At 63.2% G+C, this 19879-nt stretch carries 13 protein-coding genes; 11 read left to right on the forward strand and 2 right to left on the reverse strand.

Annotation, left to right across the window (positions count from 1 at the left end; genetic code table 11):
- Positions 1–8 precede the first annotated feature (8 nt).
- Positions 9–1184, forward strand: a complete 1176-nt coding sequence (locus GAK28_RS01065; protein WP_291773888.1) for a trypsin-like peptidase domain-containing protein — start codon at positions 9–11, stop codon at positions 1182–1184.
- 42 nt (positions 1185–1226) lie between these two features.
- On the opposite strand, the gene GAK28_RS01070 is transcribed toward GAK28_RS01065, so the two are convergent.
- Positions 1227–2300, reverse strand: coding sequence for a transglycosylase SLT domain-containing protein (locus tag GAK28_RS01070; protein WP_291773890.1), 1074 nt, complete (start codon positions 2298–2300; stop codon positions 1227–1229).
- A gap of 159 nt (positions 2301–2459) precedes the next feature.
- Here GAK28_RS01070 and miaB point away from each other — a divergent pair, with 159 nt between their 5' ends.
- The 10 genes from miaB to GAK28_RS01120 all read left to right on the forward strand — a co-directional run bounded on the left by miaB (position 2460) and on the right by GAK28_RS01120 (position 17028).
- Positions 2460–3809, forward strand: a complete 1350-nt coding sequence (miaB, locus tag GAK28_RS01075; RefSeq protein WP_291773892.1) for a tRNA (N6-isopentenyl adenosine(37)-C2)-methylthiotransferase MiaB — start codon at positions 2460–2462, stop codon at positions 3807–3809.
- Positions 3810–3814: 5 nt separating this feature from the next.
- Positions 3815–4795: a PhoH family protein gene (locus GAK28_RS01080; protein ID WP_291773893.1), complete on the forward strand. Its 981-nt coding sequence runs from the start codon at positions 3815–3817 to the stop codon at positions 4793–4795.
- Positions 4792–5259 carry an rRNA maturation RNase YbeY gene (gene ybeY / locus GAK28_RS01085; protein WP_291773895.1) on the forward strand — a complete coding sequence of 156 codons (468 nt, stop codon included), beginning with the start codon at positions 4792–4794 and terminating at the stop codon, positions 5257–5259. Before GAK28_RS01080 ends, ybeY begins: the two co-directional genes overlap by 4 nt.
- Before the next feature lie 173 nt (positions 5260–5432).
- Positions 5433–6287, forward strand: coding sequence for a transporter associated domain-containing protein (locus GAK28_RS01090; RefSeq protein ID WP_291773897.1), 855 nt, complete (start codon positions 5433–5435; stop codon positions 6285–6287).
- 100 nt (positions 6288–6387) lie between these two features.
- Positions 6388–7596 carry a DUF4105 domain-containing protein gene (locus GAK28_RS01095; protein ID WP_291773899.1) on the forward strand — a complete coding sequence of 403 codons (1209 nt, stop codon included), beginning with the start codon at positions 6388–6390 and terminating at the stop codon, positions 7594–7596.
- 134 nt (positions 7597–7730) lie between these two features.
- Positions 7731–8699, forward strand: coding sequence for a magnesium and cobalt transport protein CorA (locus GAK28_RS01100; protein WP_291773900.1), 969 nt, complete (start codon positions 7731–7733; stop codon positions 8697–8699).
- Between the two features lie 928 nt (positions 8700–9627).
- On the forward strand, positions 9628–9915 hold the full coding sequence (locus GAK28_RS01105; protein ID WP_291773902.1) for a hypothetical protein: 288 nt from the start codon (positions 9628–9630) through the stop codon (positions 9913–9915).
- A gap of 263 nt (positions 9916–10178) precedes the next feature.
- On the forward strand, positions 10179–14582 hold the full coding sequence (locus GAK28_RS01110) for an RHS repeat-associated core domain-containing protein (protein ID WP_291773904.1): 4404 nt from the start codon (positions 10179–10181) through the stop codon (positions 14580–14582).
- A gap of 17 nt (positions 14583–14599) precedes the next feature.
- Entirely contained in the window at positions 14600–15121 is a 522-nt protein-coding gene (locus GAK28_RS01115; RefSeq protein ID WP_291773906.1) for a hypothetical protein, read from the forward strand.
- Positions 15122–15345: 224 nt separating this feature from the next.
- Positions 15346–17028 carry a dihydroxyacetone kinase family protein gene (locus tag GAK28_RS01120; protein WP_291773908.1) on the forward strand — a complete coding sequence of 561 codons (1683 nt, stop codon included), beginning with the start codon at positions 15346–15348 and terminating at the stop codon, positions 17026–17028.
- A 402-nt stretch (positions 17029–17430) separates the two neighbouring features.
- On the opposite strand, the gene GAK28_RS01125 is transcribed toward GAK28_RS01120, so the two are convergent.
- Positions 17431–19527: a S9 family peptidase gene (locus GAK28_RS01125; RefSeq protein WP_291773910.1), complete on the reverse strand. Its 2097-nt coding sequence runs from the start codon at positions 19525–19527 to the stop codon at positions 17431–17433.
- Between the last annotated feature and the right edge of the window lie 352 nt (positions 19528–19879).

The following is a 19879-nucleotide window of genomic DNA, read 5'->3' on the forward strand; positions in this document are numbered from 1 at the left end:
GTTCTTAGATGAAACACGCCGCCCGCACGCTCGCCTTCGTCGCCCGCTTCGTCGTGCTCGGCCTTGCCGTCGCATTCGTGGTCGGCCTGCTCTGGCCGCGTGCCGGTTCGCTGTTGCGCCAGCGCCTGTCCGGCGCCGAAACCACCCAGACCACGGAGCAGGCGCCCGCCGCCCCGGCCTCGTATGCCGACGCCGTCACCAAGGCCGCGCCCTCGGTGGTCAACATCTACGCGAACAAGCTGGTGACCGAGCAGCCGCGCGAGCTGTACTCAGACCCCGTCCTCCAGCGCATCTTCAGCGTACCCACCGGTCCGGTGCGTACGCGACGCCAGCAGAACCTGGGCTCGGGCGTGATCGTCAGCGACGATGGCTACGTATTGACCAACAACCATGTCATCGCCAACGCCGACGACATCCAGCTGCTGCTCTACGACGGCCGCGTGGCCAAGGCCCGCGTGGTCGGCTCCGACGACGAGACCGACCTGGCCGTGCTCAAGGTCGATGCCGGCAACCTGCCCGCCATCCATATGACCGACGCCAGCAGCCGCCCCCGCGTCGGCGACGTGGTGCTGGCCATCGGCAACCCCTTCGGTATCGGCCAGACGGTGACCATGGGCATCGTCAGCGCCATCGGCCGTCAGATCAACCTGTCGAGCCTGGAGAACTTCATCCAGACCGACGCGGCGATCAACTTCGGCAACTCGGGTGGCGCTCTGGTCAATGCGCACGGCGAACTGGTGGGCATCAACACCTCACTGATCGGCCAGGCGGTTGGGGCCGAGGGCATTGGCTTCGCCATTCCCGTACAGAGCGCACGCGATGTGCTGGAGCAGATCGTGAAGACCGGCCATGTCGTCCGTGGCTGGATCGGCGCCGACTACGGCGCGGTGCCCGTCTCGGCCGACAGCGGCCTGCCCTCCGCCGCGCGCGGCGTGGTGGTCAACGAGGTGTCGCCCGGTGGCCCCGCCGCCATCGGTGGCATCCAGCAGCGCGACGTGCTGCTGAAGATCGGCGACGAGGACATCCTCGATCCCTCCGACCTGCGCCGCCATGAGGCCTCGCTCAAGCCGGGCAAGCCGGTGGAAGTTTCGGGATTGCGCTATGGCACGCCGTTCTCGGTGACGATCACGCCATCGCAGCGGCCGCCCAGCTCGACGCTGCAGGCCTTGCGGCCCAATCCGTAATCCGGGGCTGATCCGCGAGATCCATCGCGCGCAAGCGCGCTCCTACGGGGAGCGCGTTGGCACCAGGTGCCTCAGGCTTTCGCCATAGCGGCGGCGCAGGATGCCCACTCGCTCCACGTAGACCTGGGTTTCGTCGTAGGGCGGCACGCCGTTGTAGCGCTCCACGGCTTTCGGGCCGGCGTTGTACGCGGCGGCGGCCAGGCGCTCGTTGCCGTTGAAGTTGCGCAGCAGTAGCGCGAGGTAGCGCGCGCCACCGCGGATGTTCTGGTTCGCGTCGAAGGCATCGAGTACGCCCATGTCGCGGGCCGTACCCGGGATCAGCTGCATCAGGCCCTGTGCTCCGGCCACCGACAGCGCCCGGGGATTGAAGGCGCTCTCAGCGTGAATCACCGCCCGGAGCAGCGCTTCGTCCACGCCATATTCGATGCTGGCGGCGCGGACCACGTCGCCATAGGCGGTCAGGTTGAGGCCCACGCTGTTCCAGTCGATCTTCGAGTGGATATCGCAGGCGACGCACGTGGCGATATAGGTGAAGAGCATCTTGATGCTCTGCCCCTTCGGCGCCCCACCCGGCGGGATGTTGGTGTACTCGACACCGCCGTCCGCGCGGGTGATCCGATACACCGCGCCGCGTAGCACGCGTGAGCCCTTCTCGGGCTCAGGCGCCGGCCCCGCGGTGAGGTCGGCGGAGGCGGATTCCTGGTACGACCAGCCCCGTTTCGCCGGTGGTACGGCCGGTGCCTTCTCGCTGCCGTCGCCCGGATAGGACACCACCGAAGCCGTCACGCCGGCCAGCGAGGCCACCGGTGCGGGCGCGGCCGGCGGCAAGGACACGCTGGCGGCGGCGAGCACCGGCTTGGCGGGCTTCGCCGGTCGCGAGGGCCCGGTGTTGCCGATCTTCTTGCACTCCCGGTAGCCCGCGGCGCTTCCGGAAAACACCGTCTCGCCCGTGGCACCGATGCAGCGATACAGGGCGCCAGCCGACGCCGGACCAGCCAGCAGCAAGGCCAAAAAGAGGACGCAGACGGCCGCGACCCTTCGCAGGGCCGGGCGGGAGACACGGAAACGAACACCGGCCCGGCCGGCGCATTCCCCTGGCGACACGTCCTCGGTCATGGCCGCAAGTGTGCCGGAGCCCCCTGCCCCCGCCAAGGGCCAGGAACGTGACCACCTTCACGCAAGTCATTGATCCATGGCCGCCATCTGGCGATGGGTCGCCCTCCGGCGTAAACTACGCGGTTCGGTAATCCCCCACGAAACACGGTATCCAGCCCCATGAGCGGCAAGCTTTTCATCAAGACCCACGGTTGCCAGATGAACGAGTACGACTCGGCCAAGATGGCCGACGTGCTGCGCGCGTCGCACGGGCTGGAACTGACCCAGGACGAGAACGAGGCCGACGTCATCCTCGTCAACACCTGCTCCATCCGCGAAAAGGCCCAGGAAAAGGTCTTCAGCCAGTTGGGCAAGTGGCGCGAGCACAAGAAGAACGGCAAGGCCGTGCTGATCGGTGTGGGCGGTTGCGTGGCCTCGCAGGAAGGCGACGCCATCCTCAAGCGCGCGCCCTATGTCGACCTGGTGTTCGGCCCGCAGACGCTGCATCGCCTGCCGGACATGATCGAAGCCAAGCGCGCCAGCGGCAAGGCGCAGGTGGACATCAGCTTCCCCGAGATCGAGAAGTTCGACCGCCTGCCGGAACCGCGTGCCGAAGGCCCCACCGCTTTCGTTTCTATCATGGAAGGCTGCTCGAAGTACTGCTCGTACTGCGTGGTGCCCTACACCCGCGGCGAGGAAATCAGCCGTCCGTTCGACGACGTGATCGTCGAGGTGGCCCAGCTCGCCGAACAAGGCGTACGCGAGGTGAACCTGCTCGGCCAGAACGTCAACGCCTACCGTGGCCCGATGCACGACGGCGAGATCGCCGACCTCGCGGTGCTGATCCACGCCATCGCGCAGATCGACGGCATCGGCCGCATCCGCTTTACCACCTCGCATCCGCTGGAGTTCTCCGATTCGCTGATCGAGGCGTATGCCAACGTGCCGCAGCTGGCGAACTACCTGCACCTGCCCGTGCAAGCCGGCTCCGATCGCATCCTCTCGGCCATGAAGCGCGGCTACACCGCCATCGAGTTCAAGCAGAAGATTCGCAAGCTGCGCGCCGCGCGCCCGGATATCTGCATCTCGTCTGACTTCATCGTCGGCTTCCCCGGCGAGACGGACGACGACTTCGAGAAGACGATGAAGCTCATCAACGACATCGGCTTCGACCAGAGCTTCTCCTTCATCTTCTCCTCGCGCCCCGGCACGCCGGCCGCGAACCTGCCGGATGACACCTCCAGCGAGGTCAAGCACGCGCGCCTGTCGCGCCTGCAGGCCACGATCAACGAGAACGCCCGCAAGATCAACGAAGCCATGGTCGGCACCGTGCAGCGCGTGCTGGTCGAAAAGCCCAGTCGCAAGAATCCCAACGAAATGTCCGGACGCACCGAAAACATGCGCTACGTGAATTTCCCCGGCCATCCACGGATGATCGGCCAGTTCGTCGATGTGGTGATCACCGAGGCGATGACCAATTCCCTGCGCGGCCGCGTCCGCCTCGACGACGAGGTCGCGCTCGCCTCGTGAATGCCATGAGCCAGCTTTCCCAGCGTGACTTCGCCCTCGATCCCGAGGACAACACCCGCCTCGCCAACCTCTGCGGACCGCTCGACGAGCACATCCGCCAGATCGAGCTGCGCCTGGGCATCGAGATCGACCATCGCGGCAACCTGTTCCGCGTGATCGGCGACGAGCCCTCGGCCAAGGCCGGCGAGCGCGTCTTGCAGGCTCTCTACGCGGCCACCGAGACCGAAACCCTCAACGGCCAGGCGATCAATCTGCGCCTGGCCGACTCCGGCATCGACGCCCTGAACGAACAGGCGGCCGAGTCGGCGCAGGAAGTCGTCATCAAGGTGAAGCGTGGCGTGATCAAGGGCCGCGGCCCCAATCAGGCCCGCTACCTGCACGCCATCACCAGCCACGACATCAACTTCGGCGTGGGCCCGGCCGGCACCGGCAAAACCTACCTCGCCGTCGCCAGCGCCATCGAGGCGCTGGAAGCCAACCGCGTGCAGCGCGTGCTGCTCGTGCGTCCGGCCGTGGAAGCGGGCGAGAAACTCGGCTTCCTGCCCGGCGACCTCAGCCAGAAGATCGACCCCTACCTGCGCCCGCTGTACGACGCGCTGTACGAGATGGTCGGCTTCGAGAAGGTGGCCAAGCTCATCGAGCGCAACGTGATCGAGATCGCGCCGCTGGCCTACATGCGCGGCCGCACGCTCAACGACTCGTACGTGATCCTCGACGAGGCGCAGAACACCACGGTCGAACAGATGAAGATGTTCCTGACCCGCATCGGCTTCGGCTCGGTGGCAGTGATCACCGGCGACGTCTCCCAGGTCGACCTGCCCCGCAACGTGCGGTCGGGCCTGCGCCACGCCATCGAGGTGCTGCGCGGCGTCGACGGCATCAGCTTCACCTTCTTCACCTCCCGCGACGTGGTCCGCCATCCGCTGGTGGCGAAGATCGTCCGCGCCTACGAGGCCTTCGAGCAGAAGCAGGACGAGGCCCCGTGAGCAAGGTCGACGTCGCCCTGGGCTATGCCGTGGTCTCCCGCAAGGGCATCCCGGCCCCGGCCAGCTTCCGTCGCTGGGTCGAGGTGGCCCTCAAGGGGGCCAAGCGACGCAAGGCCAGCGAGGTGTCCATCCGCATCGTCGAGGCCGACGAGGGCCAGGCGCTGAACCTTCAGTACCGGGGCCGCGACTACGCCACCAACGTGCTCTCCTTCCCCGTCGACCTGCCGCCCGGCGTCGACCTGCCCCTGCTGGGCGACCTGGTGATCTGCGCCCCCGTGGTCACCCGCGAGGCCGCCGAGCAGGGCAAGAAGGCCGCCGACCACTGGGCCCACCTCACCATCCACGGCACCCTGCACCTGCTGGGCTTCGACCACATCGAGGACGCCGAGGCCGAGGAAATGGAAGCCCTGGAGACCCGCATCCTGGCCGGCCTGGGCATCGCCGATCCCTACGAGGTCCTGTAGGAGCGCGCTTGCGCGCGATGGGGGCTAGCCGCAACCTGGCATCGCGCGCAAGCGCGCTCCTACAACAGTCCGGTCCAGGCCGAGCCCCGTCCCCATCAGGTTCGGCCCTGAACCGTCACACGAATTCCAGTAGACTGACCCTTCCGCCCATCTGGGCCGAACATCAAAGAGTAATGAACGAGGACCCTGGTAGTACCAACGGCCCGGCCCACCGATCGTGGTGGGATCGACTGGGCCACATGTTTTCCGGCGAGCCGCGCAACCGCGATGAACTGATCGAGGAACTGCGTACCGCCCAGGCCAACGGCCTGATGTCCAACGACACCCTGACCATGGTCGAGGGTGCGATCAAGGTCACCGAACTCAGCGTCGACGATGTCATGGTGCCCCGGGCCCAGATCGTCAGCCTTCCCGCCGACGCGCCCCTCGCCGACATCCTCGCCACCGTGGTCGAATCCGGCCATTCGCGCTTCCCCGTGCACGGCGAAGACAAGGACGAAGTCCTCGGCATCCTGCTCGCCAAGGACCTGCTCAAGTACTTCGGCCAGAGCGACGGCTTCGACCTTCGCGGGCTGCTGCGTCCGGCGGTGCTGATCCCCGAATCCATGCGCCTGAACGTGCTGCTGGCGGAGTTCCGCCTCACGCGCAACCACATGGCGCTGGTGGTGGACGAGTACGGCGGCGTCGCCGGCCTGATCACCATCGAGGACGTCCTGGAGCAGATCGTCGGCGAGATCGACGATGAGCACGATGACGAGGAAGATCCGGTGCTGGTCGAGGCCTTGGCCGAGGAAGGCGCTTTTTTGGTCAGCGCGCTCACGCCCATCGCCGACTTCAACGAGATCGCCGGTTCGCATTTCTCCGACGAGGAATTCGATACGATTGGCGGCATGGTCACCTCCGAATTCGGCCACCTGCCGACGGCGGGCGAAGAAATCTCGGTCGGTGGTTTCCTGTTCCGCGTCACGCAGGCAGACGACCGTCGCGTGCAGGCCTTCCACGTCACCCGTGTCGGCGAAGTATCCTGACCGACACCCTCGGGCCCTGCCTTTCGCGCTACGCGACAGGGCCCGAACCGAGACCCTGTCGCGCACATGGCGCGCCCCCACAACGGACGTCGCACGCTCCATGCGCTTTGCCCTGATCCTGCTTCTCGCCCTGTGTATCGCGCCGCTCGCCCGTGCCGGCGTCGTCGACGCCCCGGCGAGCGACATCGACATCTCGCTGATGACCTACGGTCCCGGCGACATCTACTGGGAGCGCTTCGGCCACGACGCACTGGAAGTGCGCGACCGCGTGAGCGGACAGGCCATCGCCTTCAACTACGGCGTGTTCGATTTCGACCAGGATGGCTTCATCCTCAATTTCGCGCGCGGCATCATGGCGTATCGCATGGATGCCGAGCCCACCGAATCCGATGTGTCGTTCTACTCCGGCGAAGGTCGCTACGTGCGTCGCCAACACCTCGCGCTGAGCGACGAACAGAAGGACCGCCTGCGCCGCTTCCTCATCTGGAACGTGCAGCCGCAGAACGCCGGCTACAACTACGATTATTACCTCGACAACTGCACCACCCGCGTGCGCAACGCGCTCGACGATGCGCTCGACGGTGCATTGGGCAAGCAGCTTCGCGAGCGGCCCGGCGGCATGACCTACCGCGAGCAGACCGCACGACTGATGAGCAACCAGCCCTGGCTGATGCTCGGCATGGATCTGGGCCTGGGCCCTTTCGCCGACCAGCCGATGACCGCATGGAAGGAAGCCTTCCTGCCCATGGTTCTAGAAGAGGAAATCCGCCAGGTGCGGATCGGCAGTGGTGCCGACGAGCGCCCGCTCGTGGCCGACGAATCCACGCTGGCCCCGAGCCGGCTGGACGCGCCTCCCGAACAGGCGCCCGACCTGCGCTGGCCGCTGCTGCTCGCCGGTATCGTGCTCGCCCTACCGCTGGCGCTGCCCGTGTTCAGCCGGCATCGCGTCGCGCGCGGCGTCTTCGTGGCCGTCGGCACGCTCTACACCCTGTTCGTCGGACTTGCCGGCCTCATGATGATCGGCCTGTGGACGCTGACGCTGCATCGCTCGGCATGGGGCAACTTCAACATCCTCGCCTACCAGCCGCTGGCCTTCCTGCTGATTCCGGCCATCTGGAAGCTACGCAGGGCCGGTCGACCGATGGGGCGTTTCGCCCCACGCATCGCCGGGGTGTCCTTCGCGGCGTGCGTCATCGCGCTGTTGCTGCATCTGTGGCCTGATTTTCCGCAACGGAACATGCCCTGGATCCTGTTCGCCCTGCCGTGCTGGACCGCGCTCTTCGCCACGTTCTGCCGCCGCCACGACTGAACGCGTGACGCGATGATGGCGGGGCCGCTTGGGCGCCCCGTACATTGCCGCGTCACGTACGTCACGGCATCATGGCCGTCATGGCACCCTTACCGCTCCTTCCCGAACCCTCACCCAGCCAAGCGCAGGGTGGCATGATCGTCAACTGCGTGGCCTACAAGGCCGACGGCAAGCGCATCGGCGACATCACGCTGGACGCGATCAGCGACGTGCTGAAGGAGCCGGACACCTTCGTCTGGGTCGGCCTGCACGAGCCCGACGAGGCGCTGCTGATGAAGTTGCAGGAGGAATTCGACCTGCACGATCTTGCGATCGAGGATGCCCAGCACGCTCACCAGCGCACCAAGATCGAGGTCTACGGCGACTCCCTGTTCATTGTGGCTCAGACCGCCCAGCTGGTCGGCGGCAACATCGCCTTCGGCGAAACCCAGATCTTCGTTGGCCGCCGCTACTTCGTGACGGTGCGCCACGGCGCCTCCCTGTCCTACGCCCCGGCACGCCGCAGCTGCGAGCAGTCGCCCGAATTGTTGAGCCTGGGCCCGAGCTACGCGCTCTACGCCGTACTCGATTTCATCGTGGACAATTTCCTACCCATCGTGCGCGACTTCCGGCAAGAACTGCACGAACTCGAAAACGACATCTTCGCCGAGACCTACAACCGCAACACCATCAAACGCCTCTACGACATGCAGCGCGAGTTGATGACGCTACGCCTCGCGGTGGTGCCGCTACAAGACATCGTGGCCCAGCTCGTGCGCCTGCATCCGCACCTGATCCACGACGAGCTTCGCGCGTATTTCCGCGACATCTACGACCACGTGTTCCGCGTCAACGAATCCATTTCCGCCATGCGCGAAATGCTCGGCGCCGCCATCAGCGTCAATCTTTCGCTAGTCACATTCGGCCAGAACGAAGTGATGAAGAAGCTCGCCGGCTGGGCCGCGATGCTCGCCGCCCCCACGCTCATCACGAGCTGGTACGGCATGAACTTCTCGCACATGCCCGAATTGGAAAAACCCTGGGCCTACCCCACCATCATCTGCGTGGTCGCCTGCATCGTGGCCGGCATCTTCGTCGCACTAAAGAAAAACCGCTGGTTCTAACACCTCGTCGTTCCTGCGCAAACCACACGCCACCCACCGTCGTTCCTGGGAACGCAGATACCGTGTCATTCTTTCTCAGGCAACCGCAATGACTAGACCAAGCGGTCGATCGGCCGGTGCGACACACCACTCGCGATAGCCAGACGCTTCGCCGTAGGCACCGACCGTCGCCGGTACCCACCGCATCGGTTCACCAGCAACGCGATAACACTTCATCGGATCGTGTGCACCGCTCGTCGTTCCTGCGTACGCAGGAACCCAGCGCCCCAGTTCACCAGCACCACGACACCGCTTCATCGGCTTTTACGTAGGTAACATCCTCGCGACAACCCACTGCATCGCGCAAGATTCCTGCTTACGCAGGAACGACGGAATACGCAACTCCCGGTAGCCAACCACGCACGGGACTACAGACATTCCGTAAACGATCTGATAGCTTGCTCGCATCGCCAGCGGAGTGGATGCAAAGACGCAGCACTGGCGATCATCGCTCACTCGATGAGTGAGAAGCGCGGAGGGATCCGGGGTGCAACCCGAACCCCTCCACTAACTAACCCCTGTACGACCAGAGGTATAGCTATGTCGAAGCATACGGCATTCCCACGTCCACCGCTTGGACGCGGCACGCCCCACGACGGTACGCACGCAGTCCGGAGTTCTTCCGGAGGCGGTTGAAGCGCTTCGGCGTCCGTCGATCCCACGCCTGTTGCCTTGCCGTGACACCCGGCGCATTGCCATGTGAGCGGATGGGAACGAACGACGCCGATTCACCGTATTACGAACCGTGAGCCACCCGTCAACGGGAGGCATGGGAAACAGCGCCTCACTGTCCGAGCGATGAGGAGCATGCCGAGAGGCGTGCTCCGGGGCGAGGCACGTCGACGACGTGTCGCGCCTCGGACCGGAGGCAATCATAGGGAGAACGCATATGCACACACCGGACGATTCCGCCCGATTGGGCGAAGGCAGCTACACCCTCAATCCCGAGGCCAGCATCGATACCTTGCTTGACGACGCCGGCGAATGGCTCGCCTATGCGGAAGGCATCAACGAAGTCGTCGCCGAAAGCGTCGCCGATCAGGATCTGCCGAACCGACGTCACCTCATCCGCCTCATAAGCGCCAGCATCCTGCTGACCCGAATGGGCATGCAGTGCGTCTGCCAGGCCAAAGTCCACCACCTATGGAACGCTCAGGCGGCACTAGGTGGTGGATGACAACGATCCCCGTCCCGCCAGTCCTATCTGGCGGCACCGCCCCGTTTGCCGCGAACTTGGCCGTCTATATCGATCCATAGCGAAGACGCGACCCATGTACGAAAGCGCCACTAGATGGTTGATATCCATGAACCCGGTCACATTCCATAACGTGTAGGAATTCCCTTACATACGCCATCCTGAAGTGAGAATACTCTCCCTTCCGACCATCATCGAATGATACTGCCGCAGGGGGCACTATGAAGTGGGCGCATGCTTGGCTCGTGAGCCTTATCGTTCTGTTTGCTTCGGCCACCTATTCACCATCCACCCAGGCGAACACGACCCGATCCGAGGCGCTCGCGGTTTGCCAGGGAACGATCGCATGGCATGAAAAGGGTACCCCTCAATGGAACTGGTTTCTCACATGCAAGGAGCATCCCGTAGATGACAACCCCTACGCTATTGGGTGCTTTGTGGCCTGGGGACACGCCGATGTACCAGGTCAGCAGGTACCCAATGAGGATAGCGAATGGGGTGGCGAATGTTACAACATAGATACCGATCCATCGGGTGCAAATGCTGGCGCAGCCGGTGGTTGCGACGGCGGTGAAGGTGGATGCCCTTCGCCCACGAATGGCGCCCCCATGGATGGCGACCCCGTTAATACGGCGACTGGCAACAAATACATCGAAGAAGAAGACTACACGGCCGATGCATGGCTGACGTTCCGACGCTTCTACAATAGCGACAGCGCAGCCACTACCACAGCGATGGGACTGCATTGGGGCCATTCGTTTACACGAAAGCTGTCACGCGTCGATTACGATACGGGCAACTCCACCTTGACGGCTTTTCGCCCCAATGGCCTGCGCGAATTGTTCCGTCGCCCCAAAGGAGGGACGTGGAACGGCGACCCGAACAATGCCGATACGCTCTCGGAAATCGTAGACGCTCAAGGACATACGACGGGATACCTCCTCCGTATTGCCGCGCTTAGGCACGTTGAAACGTATTCGGCGCAGGGTTTCCTCCTCTCCATCAGCGACAGAACAGGACAGACAGCCACGCTTACGTATAGCGACGCAAGTTCTGATCGCTCCGTCGCGCCAGTGCCGGGCTTACTGATGTTCGTCACGGCTCCAGGAGGACGCCAACTGTCGTTCGCTTACGATGGAAATGCGCACGTACGCCAGGTTCTACTACCGAATGGACGAGCCCTGACCTATGCCTACGACTCTTATGGCGACGTCGCGTCGGTGACGTATCCGGACGGCAAGACTCGGCAGTACCTATACAACGAGCCCGCATTCAACGGCGGCGCAAATCTTCCCGCCGCCGTGACCGGCATCATCGATGAAAACGGTGCGCGGTACGAGAGTACCTCGTATGACTCGGCGTCCAGGGCAGCCGTGGCGGAAGGCGCAGGAGGAGCCGGCCGTATCGCCATCAAGTACAACGACGATGGTTCCGCCGACGTCACCTACCCGCTCGGACAAATCACTCATCGGACACACACGACCGTCCAGGGCCTGCTCCGCCTGGGCTCGCTCGACAAACCATGCGGAAGCTGCGGCCAGCCTTATGCGGCACGCACCTATGACACCAATTCGTATCCTGCGACCTATACCGATTTCAGGGGTGCCGTTCGGGCGACAACCTATGACAGCCATGGTTTACTGACGCGGTCCGTGGACGCGCAAAGCTCTGCCGATGAGCGCACCACGGACACAGTCTGGAACACGGACCTGCGTGTACCCCTTACGCAAACCATGAAAAACCACGCGGGAGACATGATCCAGAGCGCCTCCTGGAGCTACAACGCCCGGGGACAAGTCACCTTCGAATGCACCATCGATCCAGGTCTGACAAGCAGTTACACCTGCGGCAGCCAAGCCAATGCCCCCTCGGGCATACGCCAGACCCGATACACGTACTGCGATGCGGTCGACACCACCCAATGCCCGTTGATTGGCCTTCTTCTGTCAACCGATGGTCCTCGCACCGACGAGAACGACATCACCCGGATGCGTTACTACCTCACCACCGACGAAAGCGGTTGCGGACAGTCCGGTGGAGCCTGCCATCGTGCTGGGGACCTTTATCAGACCGTCGACGCCGCTGGCCACACCGCGACTGTCCTGGCCTATGACAAGGCGGGACGGATCGTACGCCAATCGGACGCCAATGGGGTGATCACCGACCTGGCGTACACCCCACGAGGCTGGCTCACCCGACGAACGGTACACGCCAACGCGGACGGAAGCGCCAGTAACTCGGATGCCGTCACTATCATGGCGTACGACCCGACAGGAACGCTGCACAGCGTGACCGACCCGGACAACGTCACGGTGACGTATGGCTATGACGACGCCCACCGCTTGACTGACATCACCGATGGTCAGGGTAACCGCATCCACTACACGCTGGATGCGGCAGGAAATCGGACTCGGGAAGAGACCTTCGACACTGCCCATACGCTTCGTCGCTCCGTCACTCGCACGTACAACAACCTTGGTCAGCTGATCACGACGAAAGATGGACTCGGCCAGACCGTGTTCGACGCTAGCGCCAACGGCAGCTACGACGCCAATGGAAACCTCGTGCAATCCCGAGGCGCTCTTGGCGCGGTACATCAGGACGTGGTCGATGCCTTGAATCGCGTCGTTACATCGATCGACAACGCCAACGGCGCGGATATTGCGACCCAGAACACGACCAATCAATACGTCTTCGATGCGCTGGATCGACTGACCGCCGTAACCGATCCCGACGGCCTCACAACACACTACGGTTTCGACGGGCTGGGCAACTCCTCGTCGTTACAGAGTCCCGACACGGGCAGCAGCTCTGCAACCTTCGACACCGCAGGCAACACGCTCACCAAGGTCGATGCCAAGGGCATCACCGTCACCAACAGCTACGATGCCCTGAACCGCCTGGTGTCGGCCAGCTATGCGGACACCCGCGCCAACGCCGCCTATCACTACGACGAAGCGAATAGCGTCACGGGCTGCGCCACCTCCTACCCTCAAGGCCGCTTGACCCGCGTCGTCGAATCGGCGGTGACCACGACCTTCTGCTATGACTTCCAGGGCCAGGTCACGGAGAAACGCCAGACCCAAGGGACCGTGACGGACACGGTGAGCTATGTCCACACTCGCGCCGGTCGCCTTGCGGCAATCGGCACGCCCAGCGGAGCGGTTACCGAATACAATCGCGATGCGCTCGGACAGATCATCTCCGTTACCGTCACTCCGGCACAAGGAACGGCCACCCCGGTCGTCACCACAGCCACCTACCTGCCCTTCGGGCCTATTGCCTCCTATACGCTCGGCAATGGACAGACCATCACGCGAACCTATGACGCGAACTACCGCGCCACGGATGTCGTCAGCCCGGCACTGAACCTGCATTTTGCTCGGGATGCTGCTGGCAATATCGTGGCGCTTGGTGATGCGGCGGGTGCGAATCCTGCCAGTGAGACGTATCGGTACGATGCGCTTTATCGACTGACTTCGGTCAATGATCCATCCGGCTCTGTCGAAGCTTATACCTATAACAAGACCGGTGACCGTTTGAGCAAGACGGCGCCCGGTTCGGCTACCGGTAACTACCAGTATCAGCCTGGAACACATTGGCTAACCGCTATCGGCACAACATCTAGGGTGTACGACGCTAATGGCTCAATGACAGGCAATGCATCGGCTGGAGCCACGTGGGGATATGGATATGACAGCCGAGGACGCTTGAGTGTGGTACAGCAAGGGGGACAGGCAGTAGCCACCTACATATACGACGCGTTCGGTGAAAGAATATCCAAGACAATCAACGAAGTTAACACACGATTCGTTTATGGCGACAACAGCGAACTGATAGCCGAATACGGCTCTACTTCCCTCGAATACATTTGGATGGGCACGATTCCGGTAGCCGTTCATAGCACGAATCTCGTATCGTACATTCATGCCGACGCTCTCGACTCTCCGAGGGCGATTACCGATGGGAACGCCACGTTGTGGCGATGGGTGTTTAATAGCAATCCCTTCGGAGAAACATCTCCCGTATCAACATCCGGTTACAAGTTCAACCTACGATTCCCAGGACAATACTTCGATGTAGAGTCAGGGCTAGCCGACAACCTGAACCGAACTTACGACCCAACTTCCGGCCGGTTCGTCCAGAGCGATCCTTTAGGCTTAAGTGCGGGCAACAGTACATATGGCTACGCAAACGTCAACCCACTATCTTTCAGTGATGCTTCCGGACTTCAGGCTGTATGTCTTGCCTGTCACAACGGCGTACTGCCTGGATTCCCGGGGCCCGTCCCGGTACCGCCAACCATTCGTTCTGCTCCTTCGACCGGTACGGACACTGTTTCTACGTCTACTGACAATGTAAAGGACGTCGCCAAGCCTGATCAGTGCCCTCCAGACAAACATTGCCCTCCGTGCAAGACCATATATGGAGACATTATTCCCGTAGGAACAATCGGGTTTCGATTCGACAGCGTCCCCCCATCCAAACCTCATTGGCCTTTTTCTGGATCGCACTATCACATCAAGCAAGCACATCAAAATCCTAACAACTGCCGTTGCTTTTGGGTCGAAATTCAGGTCATCGATGGCTCGGGAGGTGCTCCACCACCCCCTGGCTTGGTACCGGCTGCAGAGTTCGTCATACCTTGATAACAGAGGAAGTATCGATGCAGTCCTACAAAAGCGATGAAATTGGCTTATTCGACGTCATAGACGGTGGCGACGGTGATGCGGTGGTCGTGGGAATATCTGATTCAGAAGAGTACGCCTCGTTTTGTAAGTTCCCAACTGTCCCAAAGCGAGACGCGGGACTGCTTGTCGTGCTCGATGACGGATCACTGAAATGGCGCCCACTTTTAGGCATGCCATTGATTGTCCGAAAAAAAATACTGAACCCCCAAGGTACCCAACTTGCTGAACGCTACCCTCCAGCGTCATCTATCCCCGCCTATCAAGGGTGCTATGTAAGTGGAGCGCCGATTGAGCTGATGGATACTGTACGACTTGACGCAAGCACCTTCGGTCAAGTTGTGGCAATCATCGGTAAGGGTCTATTTTCAAAAAATTGCAGCTCAAAAGACTGGGCTTACCTGAAGTACGGATTTCTCGTTGAATCATCACACGGAGGCCTGGAGTGGATGAAGGATGCTAATAATGACCTCGAGCTGTTATGGCGGGCGCAAGGTTAAATGAGCTCATCTACGACCCGTGTCCTGCGGCATAGTCATCGCCGTCGGTTGGGAGCGCGCTTGCGCGCGATGCATGATCGCGAAAACGCAAAACCCAACTGTCATCGCCAGACCGGATCGCGCGCAAGCGCGCTCCTACAGAAGGGGGTCTGCATCCTGATCGGCTAGGGGCTAAGCTTCTGTCATCCCTCCACCGCGCCCCAGGCGCCAAGGTGAATGGCACCATGAAGAAGCTCATCGACGATCCGCGTCATGTGGTCCGCGACATGCTCGAAGGTACGGTCGCACGCTCGCCGGGACTGGCCTTGCTTGATACCGAGAACGTGGTGGTCAGACGAGGCGCCGATGGCGCCCGCCAGGCCGCCATTATTTCCGGCGGCGGTAGCGGGCATGAGCCTGCGCATGCCGGGTATGTCGGTGAAGGGTTGTTGACCGCTGCCGTGGCAGGCGATGTCTTCACCTCGCCCAGTGTCGATGCCGTTCTGGCCGCGTTGCGCAGTGTGGCGGGTTCGGCGGGTGCGGTGCTGGTGGTGAAGAACTATACGGGCGACCGGCTCAACTTCGGACTGGCCGCAGAAATCGCACGCTCCGAGGGCATTCCTGTGGAGGTGGTGACCGTGGCGGACGATGTCGCGCTGCGGGATACCGTGCCGGCCGATCGTCGTCGCGGTATCGCGGGAACGGTGTTGGTGCACAAGGTGGCCGGTGCCGCCGCAGCGGCGGGCAAGCCGCTGGCGGACGTCGCCGCCCTTGCCCGCCGTGCCATCGATGGATTGGGGTCGATGGGTATCGCGCTGGGGTCGTGTACGGTGCCTGCCGTGGGGCATCCCGGCTTTGAACTGGGCGATGACGAGATCGAGTATGGGCTTGGCATCCATGGCGAGCCTGGGGTGCGTCGTGGATCGATGACGGATGCGGCGAGTCTCGTGGATACCATGCTGGGAAGCATCGTTGCCGATCTGGGCGTGCGTGACGGGCAGCGTGTCGCACTGCTTGTGAATGGATTGGGTGCCACGCCGCCGATGGAGCTGGACGTGGTGTTGCATGATGCGCTGCGTTGGTTGTCGGCGCGCGGCATCGTCGTGGTGCGTGCGTGGAGTGGCAATTTTCTTACGGCATTGGATATGCCGGGTTGTTCGTTGTCTCTGCTGAAGGTCGATGACGAACTGCTTGCCCTGCTCGATGTGCCGGGCGACGCGCCGGCATGGCCCGGTGGCGGTCGATTGAACGACACGCCCGTGATGCCGGCACCGAAGCGTGCGGCGGAACGGACGTCATCGGCGCCGCCCTCGCCCGCTGGTCTGCGCGTCAAGGCCGTCGCCCATGCCGCCGCACATGCCCTGATCGACGCCGAGGACGAGCTGACCGAGCTTGATCGCAAGGCGGGGGATGGCGATCTGGGGAGCAGTATGCGGCGCGGGGCCGAAGCCGTGCTGGCGCTTGGCGATCATGCGTGGAGTTCGCCGGAGGTGGCGTTGCGTGCGATGGGGGATGTGATGCGGCGTGCCATCGGAGGGAGTTCGGGGCCGTTCTACGCCACGGGCTTGACCCGTGCGGCGCGTGAACTGGCCGGCAAGGATGATCCGCGTCCGCAGGAATGGCATGCGGCGCTGGTTGCGGCGACGGAAGCGATTTCGGAGCTGGGCGGTGCGAAGGCCGGGGACCGCACTATGCTGGATGCGTTGTATCCGGCGGCGGAGGCATTGTGGCAGGCCTTGGAGGCGGGACGGTCGCTTGACGATGCGTTGACTGCGATGCGGGAGGCCGCAGTAAAAGGTGCTCGGGATACCGCGGGAATGCGGGCACGTGCGGGGCGAGCCAGCTATCTCGGAGATCGGGCAACGGGGGTGCCGGATGGTGGGGCCGTGGCGGTGACGGTTTGGATGGGGGTGATGGGTCGTCAGTGATGGGTGCCGGTGCGGTGTGTCGCGATAACCGGATACTGGGGCGCTGGATTCCTGTGTGCACAGGAATGACGAGCTCATGGGCGTGGTCGCGATAGCTGGGTACCTGTTTTCGCAGGAACGACAAATCGGCGAATGCGTTGCACGGACACGATCCGATGAAGCGTTATCGCGTTGCGGGTGAACCGATGCGGTGGGTACCGGCCTGCGCCGGTACGACGGGGGCGTGTCGCACCGGCGCAGGCCGGTGCCCACGGCGAAGCGTCTGGCTATCGCGAGTGGTGTGTCGCACCGGCCGGACGACCGTCTGGTCCAGCCATAGCTCTATCTGCGTGCACAGGAATGACGAGCATGAAAAACGGCGACCCGTGAGGGTCGCCGTTTTTGGTTACGCTGGAGCTTGGATTACTTGCCCTGCGGAGCGGTCCATTCCTTCAGCCAGGCGTTGACCGTTTCGTGCCACTGCACGCTGTTCTGCGGCTTGAGCACCCAGTGGTTTTCGTCCGGGAAGTGCAGGAGCTTGCTCGGGATGCCGCGACGCTGCAGCGCGGTGAATGCGCCCAGGCCCTGGGTATCCGGGATTCGGAAGTCCTTGCCGCTGTGGATGATGAGCATCGGCACGCGCCAGTCCTTGACGTGGTTGACCGGGTTGAAGCGCTCGTAGTTTTCCGGATGGTCGAACTGCGTGCCGCCGTTCTCTTTTTCCTCGAACCAGAGTTCTTCGGTGTCGTAGTACATGGAGCGCGCGTCGAACACGCCGTCGTGGTCGACCAGGCACTTCCACGGCTGGTTCCAGTTGCCGGCCATCCAGTAGACCATGTAGCCGCCGTAGCTGGCGCCCAGCGCGCAGGCGCGATTGCCGTCGAGGAAGGTGTACTTCGACAGCGCGGCGCTCCAGCCGAGCTTCAGGTCTTCCAGCGGCTTGCCGCCCCAGTCGCCGGAGATGGCGTCGGTGAAGGCCTGGCCGTAGCCGGTGGAACCGTGGAAGTTCACGGTGACCACGGCGAAGCCCTGGCCCGCGTACGTCTGCGCGTTCCAGCGGTAGCTCCAGCTGTTGGTCATCGCGCCCTGCGGGCCGCCGTGGATAATGAAGGCGACCGGATAGGTCTTGCCCTTCTTGTAGCCCACCGGCTTGACCACGTAGCCCTGCACGCTTTCGTTGTTCCAGCCCTTGAAGGTGAAGAACTCGAAATCGCCGACCTGGGCGTTCTTCAGGCGCTTGGCGTTGTAGTGCGTGATCTGCTTCAGGCTCTTGCCCTTCGCGTCGGCCGTGTAGAGGTCGGCGGGACGCTTGAGGTCGTCGCGGGTGAGCAGGATCTTCGACTTGCCCACCGAGAAGCCCGCCACCGAACCGTCGGTGACCAGCGTGGTGGCCTTGCCCGTGGCCACGTCGATGGCGAACAGCGGATGCTGGCCGTTGGCGTCGGCGGTGGTGTAGAGGGTCTTGCCGTCGGCGGACACCTGGAGAGCACCGGCCGTGAAGTCCCACGACGGGGCCACTTCGCGCTTGGTGCCGCTGGCGAGGTCGAGCGCCATGATGCCGAAGCGATCGGCTTCGGAGCCCGGCTCCTTCATCGCGGTGTAGAACAGGGTCTTGCCGTCGGGCGACACGAGCGGGTTCGCGTCCCAGGCGAGGTTGTCGGCGGTGAGGTTCACCGGCGCGGCGGAGCCGTCGGCGGGCACGCGGAACACGTCGAAGTTGGTCGACCACGGCTCGGTCTTGCCAGCGATACGTACGTCGAAGAACACCGTCTTGCCATCGTGCGAGAACGAGAACTCGTCGTCACCGCCGAAGGGCTTGCTCGGCACGTCGCCGTCGATGCCGCGGCTCAGCAGCACCGGCTGCGAGGGCGCGTTGGCGTCGGCGATGAAGAGCTGCGAGCGGCGGCCGTCGGCCCAGGTATCCCAGTGGCGGACAAACAGCTTGTCGTAGACGGTGCCGGTGGCCTTGTCCTTTTCGCGGCCGTCGAGGCGCTCCTTGGTGCAGGCCAGGTCGGGGCAGTCGGTGAAGACGTCGTAGCTGAGCAGCAGCTTGGCGCCATCCGGCGAGAGCTTGAAGGCGTTGACGTCCAGCGGGGCGTCGGTGACGGCGTCACCGTTGCGCAGCGTCAGCGCGAGGCCCTTGCCGTTCGTGCCGGCGTCGAGCACGCGGTGGAACACCTGCGCGGTGCCGTCCTTCGGTGCCACGTAGAAGAAGCCATGACCATCCGGCGCCCAGCGCGGCGACGAGCCCTTCTCCACCACCTTGACCGGCTGCGGCGGCTTGTCGAGGTCGATCAGGTAGATCGCCGTCGAGCCCTTGTTGGCCGCGTAGTCGGTGGTGCGCACGGTATAGAGCGCATAGTGGCCATCGGGCGAGAGCTGCGGATCGCCGACGCGATCCAGCATCACGAGGTCACGGATAGAGAACGGATGCGGCGACGTATCGCCGGTATCGACATCGGCGGCCAGGACCGGGCCGGACGCCAGCGCGAGGGCCAGCGCTGCGAGCAGGGGCTTCATGGGTGGGGGGACTCCCTTTACGGAACTAGCCCGGCACGGTACGGGGCGAGGGGCGCAGGCGCAAGCTCATGCCCCGTTTCCGCCGTAAAACGGCAGGCGACGCTCGTCACAGTATCGATGTGACCCAGGTCTCACCCTTTGGATTCAAGGGCTTTTCGCGGCAGGATTGCCAATGGACGCTTTACGTCATAGTGTGACGCCAGGGGTCAAATGCCGCGCCTTTGCTGTGATCGGTTCGTCAATTGTGGATTGTCGCGGCTTGTCAATTCTGCGCCCCTATGCAAATCAGCTCGCCCACCGTGTGGGCTGGCCGTCCCAAACGGGCTGGCATAGTCCATGCTTCGAGGGATAA

This window comes from Luteibacter sp. (genome assembly GCF_009912395.1).
In the GTDB taxonomy this organism is placed as follows: Bacteria; Pseudomonadota; Gammaproteobacteria; order Xanthomonadales; family Rhodanobacteraceae; genus Luteibacter.

Excerpts from the sequence above, each read along its gene's own strand:
- GAK28_RS01065 (WP_291773888.1), top strand. The coding sequence starts at position 9 with ATGAAACACGCCGCCCGCACGCTCGCCTTCGTCGCCCGCTTCGTCGTG.
- GAK28_RS01070 (WP_291773890.1), bottom strand. The coding sequence starts at position 2,300 with ATGACCGAGGACGTGTCGCCAGGGGAATGCGCCGGCCGGGCCGGTGTT.
- miaB (WP_291773892.1), top strand. The coding sequence starts at position 2,460 with ATGAGCGGCAAGCTTTTCATCAAGACCCACGGTTGCCAGATGAACGAG.
- GAK28_RS01080 (WP_291773893.1), top strand. The coding sequence starts at position 3,815 with ATGAGCCAGCTTTCCCAGCGTGACTTCGCCCTCGATCCCGAGGACAAC.
- GAK28_RS01090 (WP_291773897.1), top strand. The coding sequence starts at position 5,433 with ATGAACGAGGACCCTGGTAGTACCAACGGCCCGGCCCACCGATCGTGG.
- GAK28_RS01095 (WP_291773899.1), top strand. The coding sequence starts at position 6,388 with ATGCGCTTTGCCCTGATCCTGCTTCTCGCCCTGTGTATCGCGCCGCTC.
- GAK28_RS01100 (WP_291773900.1), top strand. The coding sequence starts at position 7,731 with ATGATCGTCAACTGCGTGGCCTACAAGGCCGACGGCAAGCGCATCGGC.
- GAK28_RS01105 (WP_291773902.1), top strand. The coding sequence starts at position 9,628 with ATGCACACACCGGACGATTCCGCCCGATTGGGCGAAGGCAGCTACACC.
- GAK28_RS01115 (WP_291773906.1), top strand. The coding sequence starts at position 14,600 with ATGCAGTCCTACAAAAGCGATGAAATTGGCTTATTCGACGTCATAGAC.
- GAK28_RS01120 (WP_291773908.1), top strand. The coding sequence starts at position 15,346 with ATGAAGAAGCTCATCGACGATCCGCGTCATGTGGTCCGCGACATGCTC.
- GAK28_RS01125 (WP_291773910.1), bottom strand. The coding sequence starts at position 19,527 with ATGAAGCCCCTGCTCGCAGCGCTGGCCCTCGCGCTGGCGTCCGGCCCG.